The 14,765-nt window shown below is 71.6% G+C and carries 11 protein-coding genes; 3 read left to right on the top strand and 8 right to left on the bottom strand.

What is annotated here, in order from left to right; translation table 11 throughout:
- Positions 1-96: 96 nt before the first annotated feature.
- On the top strand, positions 97-1,104 hold the full coding sequence (locus ACF1GV_RS30535; RefSeq protein WP_391686891.1) for a YihY/virulence factor BrkB family protein: 1,008 nt from the start codon (positions 97-99) through the stop codon (positions 1,102-1,104).
- Positions 1,105-1,290: 186 nt separating this feature from the next.
- Positions 1,291-1,536, top strand: a complete 246-nt coding sequence (locus ACF1GV_RS30530; RefSeq protein ID WP_363262926.1) for a DUF5133 domain-containing protein — start codon at positions 1,291-1,293, stop codon at positions 1,534-1,536.
- Between the two features lie 70 nt (positions 1,537-1,606).
- On the opposite strand, the gene glgX is transcribed toward ACF1GV_RS30530, so the two are convergent.
- From glgX to ACF1GV_RS30490, 8 genes are all read right to left on the bottom strand, one after another.
- Positions 1,607-3,700 (bottom strand): glycogen debranching protein GlgX, encoded by a 2,094-nt coding sequence (gene glgX / locus ACF1GV_RS30525; RefSeq protein ID WP_391686888.1) that lies wholly within the window; start codon positions 3,698-3,700, stop codon positions 1,607-1,609.
- 202 nt (positions 3,701-3,902) lie between these two features.
- A complete protein-coding gene (locus ACF1GV_RS30520) occupies positions 3,903-4,502 on the bottom strand; it encodes a MarR family winged helix-turn-helix transcriptional regulator (protein WP_391686885.1) in 600 nt (199 codons plus the stop codon).
- 59 nt (positions 4,503-4,561) lie between these two features.
- Positions 4,562-5,566, bottom strand: a complete 1,005-nt coding sequence (locus tag ACF1GV_RS30515) for an SDR family oxidoreductase (RefSeq protein ID WP_391686882.1) — start codon at positions 5,564-5,566, stop codon at positions 4,562-4,564.
- A gap of 5 nt (positions 5,567-5,571) precedes the next feature.
- A complete protein-coding gene (locus ACF1GV_RS30510; protein WP_391686879.1) occupies positions 5,572-7,338 on the bottom strand; it encodes a glycoside hydrolase family 15 protein in 1,767 nt (588 codons plus the stop codon).
- Positions 7,339-7,438: 100 nt separating this feature from the next.
- Positions 7,439-9,262 carry a thiamine pyrophosphate-requiring protein gene (locus tag ACF1GV_RS30505; RefSeq protein ID WP_391686876.1) on the bottom strand — a complete coding sequence of 608 codons (1,824 nt, stop codon included), beginning with the start codon at positions 9,260-9,262 and terminating at the stop codon, positions 7,439-7,441.
- A 61-nt stretch (positions 9,263-9,323) separates the two neighbouring features.
- The gene (locus tag ACF1GV_RS30500) at positions 9,324-12,401 is read right to left on the bottom strand and encodes an FAD-binding and (Fe-S)-binding domain-containing protein (RefSeq protein WP_391686874.1); all 3,078 of its coding nucleotides are present in this window, start codon (positions 12,399-12,401) and stop codon (positions 9,324-9,326) included.
- A gap of 419 nt (positions 12,402-12,820) precedes the next feature.
- Entirely contained in the window at positions 12,821-13,246 is a 426-nt protein-coding gene (locus ACF1GV_RS30495; protein ID WP_391686872.1) for a DUF6003 family protein, read from the bottom strand.
- A 43-nt stretch (positions 13,247-13,289) separates the two neighbouring features.
- The gene (locus ACF1GV_RS30490) at positions 13,290-13,451 is read right to left on the bottom strand and encodes a hypothetical protein (RefSeq protein ID WP_391686869.1); all 162 of its coding nucleotides are present in this window, start codon (positions 13,449-13,451) and stop codon (positions 13,290-13,292) included.
- A gap of 341 nt (positions 13,452-13,792) precedes the next feature.
- Between ACF1GV_RS30490 and ACF1GV_RS30485 the strand changes: the two genes are divergently transcribed.
- Positions 13,793-14,719 (top strand): NADP-dependent oxidoreductase, encoded by a 927-nt coding sequence (locus ACF1GV_RS30485; RefSeq protein ID WP_391687311.1) that lies wholly within the window; start codon positions 13,793-13,795, stop codon positions 14,717-14,719.
- Positions 14,720-14,765: the final 46 nt, after the last annotated feature.

Genomic DNA, 14,765 nt, shown 5'->3' with positions numbered 1-14,765 from the left:
CTTCCGCGGGCAGTGTGGGATCGGTCCGGCAGGGCACCGGAATGCTGCGGGCGTCGCCGAGGGGCGGACTCGCCCCCGAGGGTTGTGGGAGCGCACATGGACGTGCTGGCCCGGCTGGACAGATATCAGCGACGGCACCGGTGGGCGGGTGTGCCGCTGGCCGTGGTGTACAAGTTCTTCGACGACCAGGCCACCTATCTCGCCGCCCTGCTGGCGTACTACGGCTTCGTCTCCCTCTTTCCGCTGCTGCTGTTCCTGGTGGCCGTTCTCAGCGCCGCCCTGCACGGCAACCCGGACCTGCAGCACTCGGTGCTCCACTCGGCGCTCGGCGAGTTCCCGGTGATCGGCGACCAGCTGGGCCAGAACATCCACTCCTTCCACGGCAGCGGCGCCGCCCTCGCGGTGGGCGTCGTCGGCAGCATCTACGGCGCTCTCGGGGTGGCCCAGGCCGTGCAGCACGCCCTGCACAAGATCTTCGCCGTACCGCGGCATGCCCGGCCCGACCCGCTGCGCTCACGTGTGAAGAGCCTGTCCTTCCTGCTCCTGCTCGCCGTCGGCCTGGTCCTGACGACGGCACTGTCCACCGCGGAATCCGCCACCGGCATCTTCGGCACCCGCCTGGCGCTGGGCCTGCGGATCGCCGTCGGTGCGGCGGGAGTGGTCGTCAATGCCGCTCTCCTCCTGGTCAGTTACCGGCTCATGACCCACCGCGACCTGCCGCGGCGCCCGATGTACGGACCGGCTCTGGGGGCCGCGTGTGCCTGGCAGGCGCTGCAGTGGGGCGGCTCGTACTACGTCGGGCACGTGCTGCGGGGTACCACGGCGACGTACGGCATGTTCGGCATCGTGCTCGGCCTGCTCGCCTGGATCTACCTCGCCGCCGTCGTGTACCTGACCGCGGCCGAGGTCATCGCCGTGCGCTGCCTGCGGCTGTGGCCGCGCAGCTTGCTCACACCGTTCACCGACCGGGTCCATCTCGCCACCGGCGACCTGCGCGCCTACCGCTCCTATGCGACGACGGAGTCCTTCAAGGGGTTCGAGAAGATCTCCGTCCGGTTCGACACTCCCCCGCCACCGACCATGGGTGACGAAGGGCCTCCCTGACGTTGCGGCCGGGGCGGGTGAGGTCGGCGGAGCGCTGCACGCCGTGTGCATACCGTGATTCCGCCGGGGCACACGACTCACCGGATCAAGCGTGTGCTCCAGGTCAACTGCCGGGTTCCCGGCGGGGTGCGCGCTCACGTGTCGCGAGGGCCGGTAACGGCTCGCCTGTGCAGAGAGGGTGTCGCTGTGTTGCTGCCTGCGGAGAAGGAACTGCGTGCGGTGCTGGCCCGTTTCGCCGAGGCCCGGTTCCGTCATGACCTGCAGCCCACCGGCCACTCCAGCCGGGAACTCGAGGACACCGGTTACACGCTGTGCGTCATGACGGGCACGCGTTCGGTGGACGAGGCTCTCGCCGCCGCCGACGCCCTGCTGGAACGCCTGCGCGCCGGCCGGGGGGCGTCCACCGGCACGGCTCAGGTGCTGGCCGCCTGACTCGCTGCCCGGCCCGTCGCCTCGCGCCGGCGACGGGCCCGAAGTCCTTTCCGGGTGCCCCGCGGGAGGGTCAGCCGTGCTCGTGGCTGCGCAGGACGAGCATCGCGCGGGCTTCGACCTCGACGTCGCTGCCGCCCTTGATCAGCGGCCGGTACTCGACATAGGGGATGGCCGTGTCCACCTCCACCGCCCACCAGGGGCCGAGGTCTTCCGGCAGCGTGAAGGTGAGGGCCTGGCTGTGCGCGTTGAACAGCAGGAGGAACGAGTCGTCCTCCACCCGCAGGCCCCGCAGGTCCGGTTCCGTGATCGCCTTGCCGTTGAGGTGGACCATCAGGGACCTGGCGAACCCTGTCTCCCAGTCCCCGTCGGTCATCTCCTGCCCGGCGGGGGTGAACCAGGCGATGTCCTTCGCCTCCGTACGCGTTCCCCGGGGAGCGCGTCCCTTGAAGAACCGCCGGCGGCGGAAAACCGGGTGGTCGCGGCGCAGAGTGATCAGCCTGCGGGTGAAATCCAGCAGCTCGCTGCCCTCGATGGCGTCCTGCCAGTCGATCCAGGTCAGTTCGTTGTCCTGGCAGTAGGCGTTGTTGTTGCCGAGCTGGGTGCGGCCGAGCTCGTCACCGTGCAGCAGCATGGGCACGCCCTGGGAGAGCAGCAGGGTGGCGAGGAGGTTGCGCTGCTGGCGGGCGCGCAGGGCGAGGACGTCGCGGTCGCGGGTGGGGCCTTCCGCGCCGCAGTTCCAGGAGCGGTTGTGGCTCTCCCCGTCGCGGTTGCCCTCACCGTTGGCCTCGTTGTGCTTGCCGTTGTACGACACCAGGTCGCGCAGGGTGAAGCCGTCATGGGCGGTGACGAAGTTGACCGACGCGTAGGGGCGGCGGCCGTCGTTCTGGTAGAGGTCGGAGGAGCCCGTCAGGCGGGAGGCGAACTCCCCCAGTGTGCCGCCTTCGCCCCGCCAGAAGTCACGGACCGTGTCGCGGTACTTGCCGTTCCACTCGGTCCACAGCGGCGGGAAGTTGCCGACCTGGTAGCCGCCGTCGCCCACGTCCCACGGCTCGGCGATGAGTTTCACCTGGGAGATCACCGGATCCTGCTGGACGAGGTCGAAGAACGACGACAGCCGGTCGACCTCGTGGAACTGGCGGGCGAGGGTGGCGGCCAGGTCGAAGCGGAAGCCGTCGACGTGCATCTCGGTGACCCAGTACCGCAGCGAGTCCATGATCAGCTGGAGCGTGTGCGGATGGTTCATCCGCAGGCTGTTGCCCGTGCCGGTGGTGTCCCAGTAGTAGCGCGGGTCCTGCTCGGACAGGCGGTAGTAGGCCGCGTTGTCCAGGCCCCGCAGCGACAGCACCGGCCCGAGGTGGTTTCCCTCGGCGGTGTGGTTGTAGACGACGTCGAGGATGACCTCGATGCCGGCCTCGTGCAGCGTCTTGACCATCGCGCGGAACTCCTGCACCTGCTCGCCCCGCTGCCCGGACGAGCAGTAGGCGTTGTGCGGGGCGAAGAAGCCGAGGGTGTTGTACCCCCAGTAGTTCGACAGGCCCTTGTCGACCAGCGCGTGGTCCTGGACGAACTGGTGGACCGGCATCAGTTCCACCGCGGTGACACCCAGCTTGACGAAGTAGTCGACCATGGCTGGGTGCGCCAGCGCGGCGTACGTGCCGCGCATGGCGTCCGGTATCGCCGGGTGGGTCCTGGTCATGCCCTTCACGTGGGCTTCGTAGACGACGGTCTCGTGGTACGGGGTCCGCGGCGGGTGGTCGCTGCCCCAGTCGAAGTACGGGTTCACCACCACCGACTTCGGGACGTACGGCGCGGAGTCGAGGTCGTTGCGCCGGCCGGCGTTGCCGAAGTGGTAGGGGAACAGTGCCTCGTTCCACTCGACCTCGCCCTCGATCGCCTTGGCGTACGGGTCGAGCAGCAGCTTGCTCGGGTTGCAGCGCTCACCGCGCTCCGGCCGGTACGGTCCGTGCACCCGGAAGCCGTAACGCCGGCCCGGGCCGACGTCCGGCAGGTAGATGTGGTGGACGAAACCGTCCACCTCTTTGAGCGTGACGCGCTCCTCGGTGCCGTCTTCGTCGAAGAGACACAGCTCGACCCGGTCCGCCACTTCCGAGAACACGGCGAAGTTCGTCCCCGCGCCGTCGAAGGTGGCACCCAGCGGCGACATGTGACCCGGTCGCGGACCGACCTCCGTACTCTCCTGCCATATACGCACGACCACGCCCCTCCCCGACGCGGCCGGTCGGCAGCCGCGCACCCGTTCGTTCCCGTCTGCCCGTCTCCTCGGCGGGCATTCCCCCGACGAGGCGGTGCGTGGGCCGGCCGCCGGCACCGGCCTGGGCGCCTTTCGCCAGGTCCGGGGACTTGTGTCACCGACCGGCGTCGCCCTCCGGCGGAGGTGACGGGCTCAGCGGGTCGTCTGCCGTGACGGCGAGCCCGCCGACGTCGCTCGACGGTTCCGGGACGAGGCCGAGTTCGTCAGCGGCGGCGGTCAGGGCCGTGAGCGCCGGGACGAGGACGGCCCGTTCTCGTCCCGGGAGCCGCTCGACCAGGGCGCGGATCGCCGTGCGCCGGTGGTGCAGGACCCGGTCGACCAGTTCCTGCGCCTTCGGGGTCAGCTGGAGCAGGGTCTCGCGGCGGTTGCTGGGGTTGGATCGTCGATCGACGAGTTGCTGGGCTTCGAGACGCTCCACCATCCGCAGGGCGGTGGAGGGATTGACCTCCAGGTCGGCCGCCAGGGTCGTCAGGGTGATCGGGCCGCGGGTGCGCAGCGTCACCAAAGAGCGCAGCTGGGGCACTGTGAGGGGCACGTCCACCGAGGCGAGGGCTCGTGCGGAGAGCGCGACGATGAGACGCGACGCGGCCATCAGGGCCACGGTGATGTCTTCGGCCTCCCGGTCCAGACCCCCGCCGCCCGCGCCGGGCGCCGAGGAAGCCGCAGCGTCCGATCTCGGCTGGTCCTCGGACATCGCGTCGCACTCCTCCTCCGGCTCCCGTGTTCATCTGCGTGCTCCGCCGGTCCGCGCGTTCACCTGCCGCGTCGGTTCAGGGCGGCCTTCGCGGTGACCGCGGCGGCGACGGCGACGACGGAGGCCACTGCGGCCGGGTGGCGGGTCAGCGCGGCTTCGAAGGACCGGCCGTGCGACTCGTCGTCGAACATGCCGTGGGCGCCGTGGTCGGTGCCGGCGGCGGCGTCCGCCGGTTCGAACAGATTGCTGACGCCGGTCGGCGGGCGCGTGTCCGTCTGCTGGGAGTCGAAGCCGGTGCGGGCCAGGTAGCGGTCCAGCAGAGCCGGGAAGAAGCGGTTGGCCCAGACGGTGGCCAGGGTGGTGGCACCGACGTAGTACTGCTTACGGCGCGGATGGTCGGCGGCGTACACGACACCGCGCGCGGCGACCTCCGGCTGGTAGATCGGCGGGACGGGCTGGGGGTGCTTGGACAGCCGGCTGGTCACCCAGGAGAACTGCGGGGTGTTGACGGCCGGCATCTGCGCGATCGTGATGTGCACGCTGCTGCCGCGGTGCAGCAGTTCGGTGCGCAGGGAGGAGGTGAAGCCGTTGATGGCGTGCTTGGCTCCGCAGTACACCGACTGCAGCGGCACCGACCGCTCCCCCAGCGCGGAGCCGACCTGCACGATCGTGCCGCGGTCGCGGGGCAGCATCCGCTTCAGCGCGCTCCGGGTGCCGTTGACGAAGCCGAGGTACGTCACCTCGGTGGCCCGCCGGTACTCCTCGGCGGTGATCTCCTCGAAGGGCGCGAAGACGGTGCTGAAGGCGCAGTTGATCCAGACGTCGATGGGGCCGAACCGTTCCTCGGCGGCCGCGGCGGCGGCCTCCACCTGGTCGGGGTCGGCCACGTCGGTCTCCTGCACCAGCGCCCGTCCGCCCAGGGACTCGACTTCCTCGGCGGCCGCGTCCAGTCCGGCCCGGCCGCGGGCCACGAGGACGATGTCAGCGCCTCGGCCGGCGTACAGGCGGGCGGTGGCCCGGCCGATACCGGCGCTGGCGCCGGTGATGACGACGGTCTCGGTCATGGGGTTCAGCTCCCTGCGTGGCGGTGTGCGGGGTCGTGGGCGAGGCGGGCGGCGGTCTCCAGCAGCACGGCGTGGACGAACGCCTGTGGGATGTTGCCGCGCAACTGCCGCTGGGCGATGTCGAATTCCTCGGCGTAGAGTCCGGACGCTCCGCCGGCACCGCGGTTGCGTTCGAACCAGCGGTGCGCCTCGACGGCGTTGCCCTGCTCGTGCTCGGCCAGCGCCATGAGGAAGCCGCACAGCAGGAAGGCGCCCTCGGCCTCCTGCAGCGGCCTGTCGTCGTGGCGGAACCGGTAGATGAAGTGGTCCTGGGTCAGGTGCTCGCGGCAGGCGGCCAGGGTCGCGCGGGTGCGCGGGTCTTCGGCGGGCAGGGCGCCGCGCAGGGCGGGCAGCAGCAGGGCCGCGTCCACCGCGGTGTCGTCGGGGGTGCGCTGCCAGTGCCCGTCGGGGTGCACACTGCTCGCCACGGTGTCGGCGAACAGCGTGTCGGCGAGGTCGGTGCAGGTGCGGGCCAGGGGCCGGCGCGGTGCCACGTCGGCCAGGGCGCGCAGGCCGGCGACGCAGGTGAGGCGGCTGTGCGTCCAGGGCCGGTCGTCGAGCTCCCAGATGCCCGCGTCGGGCTCGTGCCATCTCTCGGCGATGGCCCTGACGGCGGTCTCGGCGGCTTTCCAGCCATCGCCGTCGAGCCGGTCGTGGCGTTCGGCGGCGGCGAACAGCAGGAGCGCCTCGCCGAAGCAGTCCAGCTGGAACTGCTTTTCGACGCGGTTGCCGATCCGGCTGGAGCCGCCCGGGTAGCCCGGCAGGTCGAGTTCGCACTGGTCCGGTACGGGGCCACCGTGCACGGTGTAGGCGGGCGTCAGGCGCGGGCCGTCGGCGAGCAGGCGGGCGCTCACGAACCGGACGGCGGGGTCCAGGAGGTCGGTGGCGCCGACGGCGGCCGCGGCCTGCCCGGCATAGCTCTGGTCACGGATCCAGACGTACCGGTAGTCGTAGTTGCGGCCGGCCTCGGCGCGCTCGGGCAGGCTGGTGGTCGCGGCGGCGACCATGCCGCCGCTGTGGGCGGTCAGGCCGCGCAGGACGGCGTAGGAGCGGCGTGCGTCGCCGGGAGCGGCCGTGTGCTCGAGCCCCGGCACGGTCCGCCGCCAGGCCCGCTCCGTGTCGGCCCAGGCCCGCTCCGCCACGGGCGCATCCTGCGGCAGCGGCACGTCGGAGCACTCCAGGACCAGGTCGTGGGTCTCGCCGGACTCGAGCCGCAGTTCAGCGGTCAGGCCCTCGGCACTGACGGCCGCCGACGGGGCACCCTGCCAGCGCAGCCTGTAGCGGCCGGTGTCGAGGTGCCAGAGGCCGTCGTCGGAGCGGTGCGTGGACCGCACGGGGGCGCGGCCGTAGTCGGCACGCGGATCGAGGACGACCCTGACACGGGCGGTCCCGTGCACGGCGCGCAGCCGGCGCAGCAGGACCAGCCGGTGGGTGTCGCCGGGGAAGGCCAGTGCCTCCCGGCATTCGACGACGCCGTCGGTGGTGACCCAGCGGCTGCGCCAGATCAGCGTGCCTTCCTCGTAGTAGCCGCCGGGCACCCAGCGGCCGCGCGGGGTCACGGCGTAGACGCCCGCGCCGCCGATGAGGGAGGCGAAGACGGCGTCGTCGTGCCAGGTGGGCGCGCACAGCCAGTTCACGGCTCCGTCGGGTCCGATCAGCGCGCCGCGCTCCCCGTCGGCGAGCAGGGCGTAGTCGTGCAGCGCGTGCGGAGGGAAGGGCGTGGTCGTGCTCATCGGTCGCCGTCTCCTGTGCTCACGCGGTCCGGTGCGCGGGTGGCGCCGGGGCCGTGTGCGCCGCCGCACACGGGGGTGCCGACGCGCTCCACGGCGTGGCTCACTTGCGTCCTTCCGTGCCGGGCCGGTCCTCCCGGTGCCGGCCGCCGGGCAGGAACTCCTGGACCTTGGCCTTGAAGCCCTGGCGGACCATGCCCGTCCGGTCGCTGTCGCCCTTGAGGATCGAGGTCGCCGCCGCCTCGATCTGGTCGAGGGTGGCGTGCGGCGGGATCGGCGGGACGGCCGGGTCGGTGACGAAGTCCAGGACACACGGTGTGTCCGAGGCCAGCGCGGCCTCCCAGGCGCCCCGGACGTCGTCGGGCTTCTCGACCCGGATGCCGTTGAGGCCGATCAGGCGGGCGAAGTCGGCGTAGGGGATGTCGGGGATCGACTGGGAGGGCAGGAACTGCGGGGCGCCGGCCATGGCGCGCATCTCCCAGGTGACCTGGTTGAGGTCCTGGTTGTTGAGGACGGCGACGATCAGGCGCGGGTCCTCCCACTCGCGGTAGTACTTGGCGATGGTGATCAGTTCGGCCATGCCGTTCATCTGCATCGCCCCGTCCCCCACCAGCGCGATGGCCGGGCGGTCGCCGTGCGCGAACTTGGCGCCGATGACATACGGCACGCCCGGTCCCATCGTGGCGAGGGTGCCGGAGAGCGAGCCGCGCATGGCGCCGCGCAGCCTGAGGTGGCGGGCGTACCAGTTGGCGGCGGAGCCGGAGTCGGAGGCGAGGATGACGTTGTCGGGCAGCAGGTCGTTGAGGGCGTGTGCCACGTACTCGGGGTTGATCGGGTCGGCGTCGACCTCGGCCCGCCGCTGCATGACCTCCCACCAGCGGGCGGTGTCCTTCTCGATCTTCTTGCGCCAGCCCTTGTTCTTGCCCGCCTTGAGCAGGGGCAGCAGCCGGGTCAGGGCCGCGCGGGCGTCACCGACGAGGTTGACTTCGAAGGGGTAGCGCATGCCGACCATGTGCGGGTCGATGTCGATCTGCACGGCCCGCGCCTGCCCGAACTCCGGCAGGAACTGGGTGTAGGGGAAGGAGGATCCGATGACGAGGAGGGTGTCGCAGTCCGTCATCATCTCGTACGACGGCCGGGTGCCGAGGAGTCCGATGGAGCCGGTGACGTAGGGCAGGTCGTCGTCCAGGGCGTCCTTGCCGAGCAGTGCCTTGGCGACGCCCGCGCCGAGGCGTTCGGCGACCGCCATCACTTCCTGACGGGCGCCGCGGGCGCCCTGTCCCACCAGGATGGCGACCTTCTCGCCGGCGTTGAGGACCTCGGCGGCACGCGTGATGTCCTCGTCGCTGGGGACCGGCGCGTAGTGGGGCATGCCGAGGCTGGAGGGGACCATCTTGAAGGCGTGCTCGGGCGGCGAGTAGTCCAGTTCCTGCACATCGGCGGGGATGATGACGGCCGTGACGGACCGCCGGGCCATGGCGGTGCGCATCGCCCGGTCGAGCACGTTGGGCAGCTGCTCGGGGACGGTGACCATCTCGCAGAAGTCGGAGGCCACGTCCTTGTACAGGCTCAGCAGGTCGACCTCCTGCTGGTAGGAGCCGCCCATGGCGCTGCGGTTGGTCTGGCCGACGATCGCGACGACCGGGACGTGGTCGAGCTTGGCGTCGTACAGGCCGTTGAGCAAGTGGATGGCGCCGGGCCCGGAGGTGGCCGCGCAGACGCCGACCTTGCCGGAGAACTTGGCGTAGCCCACGGCCTCGAAGGCGGCCATCTCCTCGTGGCGGGCCTGGATGAACCGGGGGTTGTCGTCGGCGCGGCCCCAGGCCGCGAGCAGGCCGTTGATGCCGTCGCCGGGGTAGGCGAAGACATGCTCGACTCCCCAGTCACGCAGACGCTCGAGGACGTGGTCGGAGACCTTCATCGACATGTTCGAGGACCTTTCCGAAGAGTGTCGGCGCAGCACGCGGGGCCCTGGCCGGGTGGGCCGGTCAGCGGGTGCGCAGATGCTTGTAGGCGGTGCGTAGGGTCGCGGTGGCGGCCGATGCGGCGAGGGCCGCCGCGCCCGCGGTGACCGCCCACCGGGCGGTGCGCGAGGGCGGCGCGGGCCGTGTCGCCAGTCGTTCGGGCTCCCGGCTCGGCAGGTTCCCGTCGAGGCCGAGGGCGAGCGCCTCGGCCAGGTGCAGGGCCCGGCGGTCGGTGTCGCCCTGTTCGATCTGGGTGCGGCAGCTGAATCCGTCGGCGAGCACCAGACTGCTGGGGGCCGCGGCCCGCACACCGGGCAGGACGCCCTGCTCGGCGATGGCCATGGAGACCTCGTGATGGCCGCGTTCGAAGCCGAAGTTGCCGGCCAGGCCGCAGCAGCCCTCGTCCAGGACGTCGGCGTCGATGCCCGCGCGGCGCATCAGTTCCCGGTCGGCGTCGAACTTCATGACGGCGTGCTGGTGGCAGTGCGTCTGTACGGTCGCCTGCCGGGTCAGCCGGGGCGGTCGCCAGCCGTCCGGTGCGTGGTGCACCAGTTGCTCGGCGAAGGTGCGGACCTGCCCGGCGAGCCGTTTGACGTCCTGGTCGGCCGGCATCAGCTCGACGGCGTCGGCCCGGAACACCGCGGTGCAGGAGGGTTCGAGGCCGATGACCGGGGTGCCCGCCTCGAGGTAGGGACGCAGCACGGCCAGGGTGCGCCGCAGCGTCTTCTCGGCGACGCCGAGCTGCCCGGTGGAGATCCAGGTCAGGCCGCAGCAGACGGGCTCGGTGGGCACGGCGACCCGGAAACCGGCGTCCTCCAGGACCCGCACGGCCGAGATGGCGATGGAGGGGTGGAAGTAGGTGCTGAAGGTGTCGGGCCACAGCACCACCGTGCGCGGGTCCGCCGGGTCGGGCTGCTCCGCCCCGCGCTCCTGCCACCACTGCAGGAAGGACTGGGGCGCGAACATCGGAGGCGTGCGCTCCTCGGCCACACCGGCGAGCCGCTTGCCCAGCGCGGACAGAACCGGCGCCTGCAGCAGGGTGTTGAGCAGGCCGGGGGCCAGGCGCGAGAGCCGGGCCCAGAGCGGCAGCCAGCCCAGGGAGTAGTGCGCGGCGGGCCGCAGGCGCCCCTCGTAGTGGTGGGAGAGGAACTCGGCCTTGTAGGTGGCCATGTCGACGTTCACCGGGCAGTCCGACTTGCAGCCCTTGCAGGCCAGGCACAGATCGAGGGCGTCCTTGACCTCGGTGGAGCGCCAGCCCTCGGTGATCAGCGAGTCGTCGTGACCGCCGAGCATCTCGAACAGCAGCCGGGCACGCCCCCGCGTGGAGTGCTCCTCCTCCCTCGTGGCCCGGTACGACGGGCACATCACGCCACCGGAGTGACTGCGGCAGTTGCCGATGCCGACGCAGCGCATCACCGCACGGGTGAAGGAGTGCTCGTCCTCGGGATACTGGAAGTGCGTCTCAGGGTTGGCCGGCCGCCAGGTGGGGCCGAGGCGCAGCTGCCCGTCGACCGGGTTGGGGTCGACGACCTTGCCGGGGTTCATCCGGTTGCCCGGGTCGAACACCCGCTTGACCTCGCCGAATGCGGTCACCAGCCGTTCGCCGAACATGCGGGTCAGCAGTTCGCCGCGGGACTGGCCGTCGCCGTGCTCGCCCGACAGGGACCCTCCGTAGGAGGCGACGAGGTCGGCGGCCCGCTCGACGAAACGGCGGTAGCGGGCGACGCCGTCGGCGGTCTTCAGGCCGAAGGGGATACGGGTGTGCACGCACCCCTGCCCGAAGTGCCCGTACAGGGACGGGTGGTCGTAGTCGAAGTCGTCGAACAGCGCCTTCAGGTCCCGCAGATAGTCGCCCAGCCGCTCCGGCGGTACGGCGGAGTCCTCCCAGCCCTCCCAGGTCTCCCGTCCGTCCGGTGGCCGCGCGGTGACACCGAGCCCGGCCTCGCGGGCTTTCAGCATCTTGTCCTCGCGCGCCGGGTCGTCGGAGAACGCCACCCGGGAGTCCTTCTCGTCGCGGCCGACGGCGCGCAGCAGTGCGTGGGCCTGCTCGTCGACGTCCTCCTGGCTGTCGCCGCTGAACTGCACCATGAGCCAGCTGTCGCCTTCGGGAAGCACCTTGAGGGAGTCGAGGTAGGCGCCCTCCTCCCGCATCAGCTGCGCCATCCGGCCGTCCAGCGCCTCGAGTTGGCTGGGTGAGCAGTGCTCCAGCAGATGGGACACGTCGTCGGCGGCGGCGCAGATGTCGTCGTAGCCGAGGACCAGCAGCGACTGGTACGGCGGCACGGGCACGAGATCCAGTTCCGCGCGCAGGACGGTGACCAGGGTGCCCTCGCTGCCGACAAGCGCCTTGGCCAGGTCGAAGCCGTTCTCGGGCAGCAGGGAGTCGAGGTTGTATCCGGACACGCGGCGCGGGATCTTCGGGAAGCCGCGCCGGATGTCGGCGAGGTACTCGGTGACGACACGGTCCAGGCCGGCGTAGATCTCGGCCTTCCGACCGCCCTCGGCGGCGATGCTCGCCCGCTCGGCCTCGGACGTCGGACCCACCCACGTGCGCAGTCCGTCGTAGGTGAGGATCTCCAGTCGGCGTACGTTGTCCACCGTCTTGCCGTAGGCCTGCGCGGACGCGCCGCACGAGTTGTTGCCGATCATGCCGCCCAGCGCGCAGTGGCTGTGCGTGGAGGGCTTGGGTCCGAACTGCAGCCGGTGATCGGAGAGAAGCCGGTTGAGTTCGTCCAGGACGATGCCCGGTTCGACCACACAGGTGCGGGCGTCGGGGTCCACGGAGATCAGGCGGTGGCAGTACTTCGTCCAGTCGATGACCACCGCCGTGTTGGTGGACTGTCCGGCCAGGCTGGTGCCGCCGCCGCGGGAGAGGACCGGTGCGCCGAAGCGCGCGCACACCTCGACGGCCTGCGCGCCCGCCTCGACGGAACGGGGGACGACGACGCCGATCGGCACCTGACGGTAGTTGGAGCCGTCCGTGACGTAGGCGCCTCTGCTCCCGGCGTCGAACCGCACCTCGGCGTCCAGGATCTCGCGCAGCGCCGCCTCGAGTCCGGTGACGTCGAGGGCGGAGACATCGAGGGGGGTTGTGTCGGTCATCAGGAGTGTCCGCCTTCCTGCAACGTCGCACACGGGACAGAGAGCCTTGGCGGACCTCTGTCCGCTGCCGCTGCATGCGGGTACCCGCTCTTGCAGTATGCAAAGGTCAGTGTCGCCGCGCGCGTCGAGGACGGCGGCGTGATGACGGCGGCCGCGCCCCCGCCAACGCCTGACCTGCGGCAGCTCGGTCACGTCGGCCGGCTCCCCCTCCCCCGTCGGTCGCGCACAGGTGGAGGACCACTCGGGCAGCCGCCCCGTCGACCGGCATGACGCCGGCCCCGTTCATGGACACGCGCTCCGGCATCGGGGTGCCGCGGGCGAGGGTGGAGGGCTGGTTCGCCTGACGGGCCGCACCCGCGCGGTGACGCCCAGGTCGAAGGCCCGGAACTGGTGGGCGGCGGCCTGGGCGGCGCCGTCCGTCACTTCCGAGCGGCCGCGTCCACCACGGACGGATTCTCTCCGGTCAGCTCGGCGACACGGTGCGGAGGCACGCCGGCGGCCAGGGCCCGGGTGAGCAACCTGTCGCGGCCGTCGGTGCAGTCGCGGTAGGCGAGCAGCTCGTCCTCCAGCGCCGCCAAGGATTCGGGCGCCGAACGGTGGCGCAGCCGGCTCAGCTCCTCGTCGGTGAGCGGCACGGGCAGCCGTTCCGCGTCCTGCGGGATCGATCCCGTCTCCTCCGGGGGCAGCAACCGCAGCTGCGGCGACGTCGCGGTCACGTCGTGGGCCGCGAGCCAGGCGCTGACCGCCGAGGTGTCCATGCACGGCAGGTCACCGAGCGCGGTCGGCGGCACGCCCAGGTGCGCGGTCGTCTTGTCCACGAGAAACAGGTAGGCGTCGTCGGTCATGTTCAGCTCCTCCTCACGGCTCCTCAGCCGCTCGCCGTGCCCTCTACCCCGTCTCGGCCCGCGTAGCGCAACCCTCCCCGTCACGTTCCCCCTCGGGCGCGATCCGCAGGCCGATCGAGGAGGCCACGTCGGCGCCCGTCGCGGACACCGGCAGCTTGGCTCCGTCGTGGACGAGGATCGCCACCCGATGCGTGCCGGACCTCACAGGCCCATCCTGAGGTGACCGGATCCGAGTGGTTCACGGCCCGACCGAGGCGGCGCCGGGGCCCCGTGGCCGACACCGTGGACAAAGGACGCACGTCCCACTCGTGGCCTATCGCATCGGAAAGCACGGACATCATGACCGACAGCATCGCGGGGGTGCGCTGGACCTCCGGCCTCATCGGCGCCGCCCACGCGCAGAGGTTCCTCTCGACCGCGGCTTCTCGGTCTTCGAGGCCGTCGATGAATGACCGCAGGAATGACTTCTGCAGAGCCGCTCACGTGTCCGTGTCCAGCCTCTGTCGTCCATGTGCCAGGGCCCACGGGCCTGGAAAGGGAATGCTCGTGCAAGCCATCACCGTCCGGGACCGCGAGGCAGGGGTCAGGGGGCTGACCCTCGAGGACCTCCCCCATCCCCACACCGCCGAGAACGACGTCATCGTGCACGTGCACGCCGCGGGCTTCACCCGAGGAGAACTCGACTGGCCCGCCACCTGGACCGACCGCGCAGGACACGACCGCACCCCGAGCGTGCCCGGACACGAGGTCTCGGGGGTGGTGGCGGAACTCGGCTTCGGCACGACCGGCCTCACCGTCGGACAGCGGGTCTTCGGGCTGACCGACTGGGCCCGCAACGGCTCGCTCGCCGAGTACGTCGCCGTGGAAGCCCGCAATCTGGCCCCGCTCCCCGCCGACGTCGACCACACGGTGGCAGCCGCGCTGCCGATCTCCGGGCTGACCGCCTGGCAGGGCCTGTTCGACCATGCCCGGCTCGCCACCGGCCAGTCCGTCCTGATCCACGGCGCAGCCGGCGCGGTCGGCTCGATCGCCGTCCAACTCGCTGTCGAAGCGGGCGCCCGGGTGATCGGCGCGGGCCGCTCCGCCGATCGGGAGACGGTTCTCGAACTGGGGGCCCATGCGTTCCTCGACCTGGAGGCCGACCGGTTCGAGGAGGCCGGCCAAGTCGACGTCGTGTTCGACGTGATCGGCGGCGAGATCCTCGACCGCTCGGCCACCCTCGTGCGCCCCGGCGGCACGCTGGTCACCATCGCCCAGCCGCCCACCGTGCGCCCCGACGACGGGCAGGCCGTCTTCTTCGTCGTGGAACCCGACCGCGCACGCCTCGCCGACCTCGCCCAGCGAGTGCGGGACGGCAGGCTCCGGGTCCGCGTCGGAGCGGTTCGGCCGCTGGCCGAGGCGGTCGCCGCCTTCACCAAGCGCGAGCGCGGCCGCGGCCGCACGATCATCCGCGTCGCCGAGGACCGAGCGTGAGAGAGCGGGCCCGACGAGCAGCACCTCTGCTCGTCGGGCCCGCCCG

Origin of the sequence: Streptomyces sp. NPDC014006 (assembly GCF_043088925.1) — a bacterium.
In the GTDB taxonomy this organism is placed as follows: domain Bacteria; phylum Actinomycetota; class Actinomycetes; order Streptomycetales; family Streptomycetaceae; genus Streptomyces.
The sequence above is the reverse complement of the archived record's forward strand: the minus strand, read 5'-3'. Positions and strand labels throughout refer to the sequence as shown.

Excerpts from the sequence above, each read along its gene's own strand:
- ACF1GV_RS30535 (WP_391686891.1), top strand. The coding sequence starts at position 97 with ATGGACGTGCTGGCCCGGCTGGACAGATATCAGCGACGGCACCGGTGG.
- glgX (WP_391686888.1), bottom strand. The coding sequence starts at position 3,700 with ATGTCGCCGCTGGGTGCCACCTTCGACGGCGCGGGGACGAACTTCGCC.
- ACF1GV_RS30520 (WP_391686885.1), bottom strand. The coding sequence starts at position 4,502 with ATGTCCGAGGACCAGCCGAGATCGGACGCTGCGGCTTCCTCGGCGCCC.
- ACF1GV_RS30515 (WP_391686882.1), bottom strand. The coding sequence starts at position 5,566 with ATGACCGAGACCGTCGTCATCACCGGCGCCAGCGCCGGTATCGGCCGG.
- ACF1GV_RS30510 (WP_391686879.1), bottom strand. The coding sequence starts at position 7,338 with ATGAGCACGACCACGCCCTTCCCTCCGCACGCGCTGCACGACTACGCC.
- ACF1GV_RS30505 (WP_391686876.1), bottom strand. The coding sequence starts at position 9,262 with ATGTCGATGAAGGTCTCCGACCACGTCCTCGAGCGTCTGCGTGACTGG.
- ACF1GV_RS30500 (WP_391686874.1), bottom strand. The coding sequence starts at position 12,401 with ATGACCGACACAACCCCCCTCGATGTCTCCGCCCTCGACGTCACCGGA.
- ACF1GV_RS30495 (WP_391686872.1), bottom strand. The coding sequence starts at position 13,246 with ATGACCGACGACGCCTACCTGTTTCTCGTGGACAAGACGACCGCGCAC.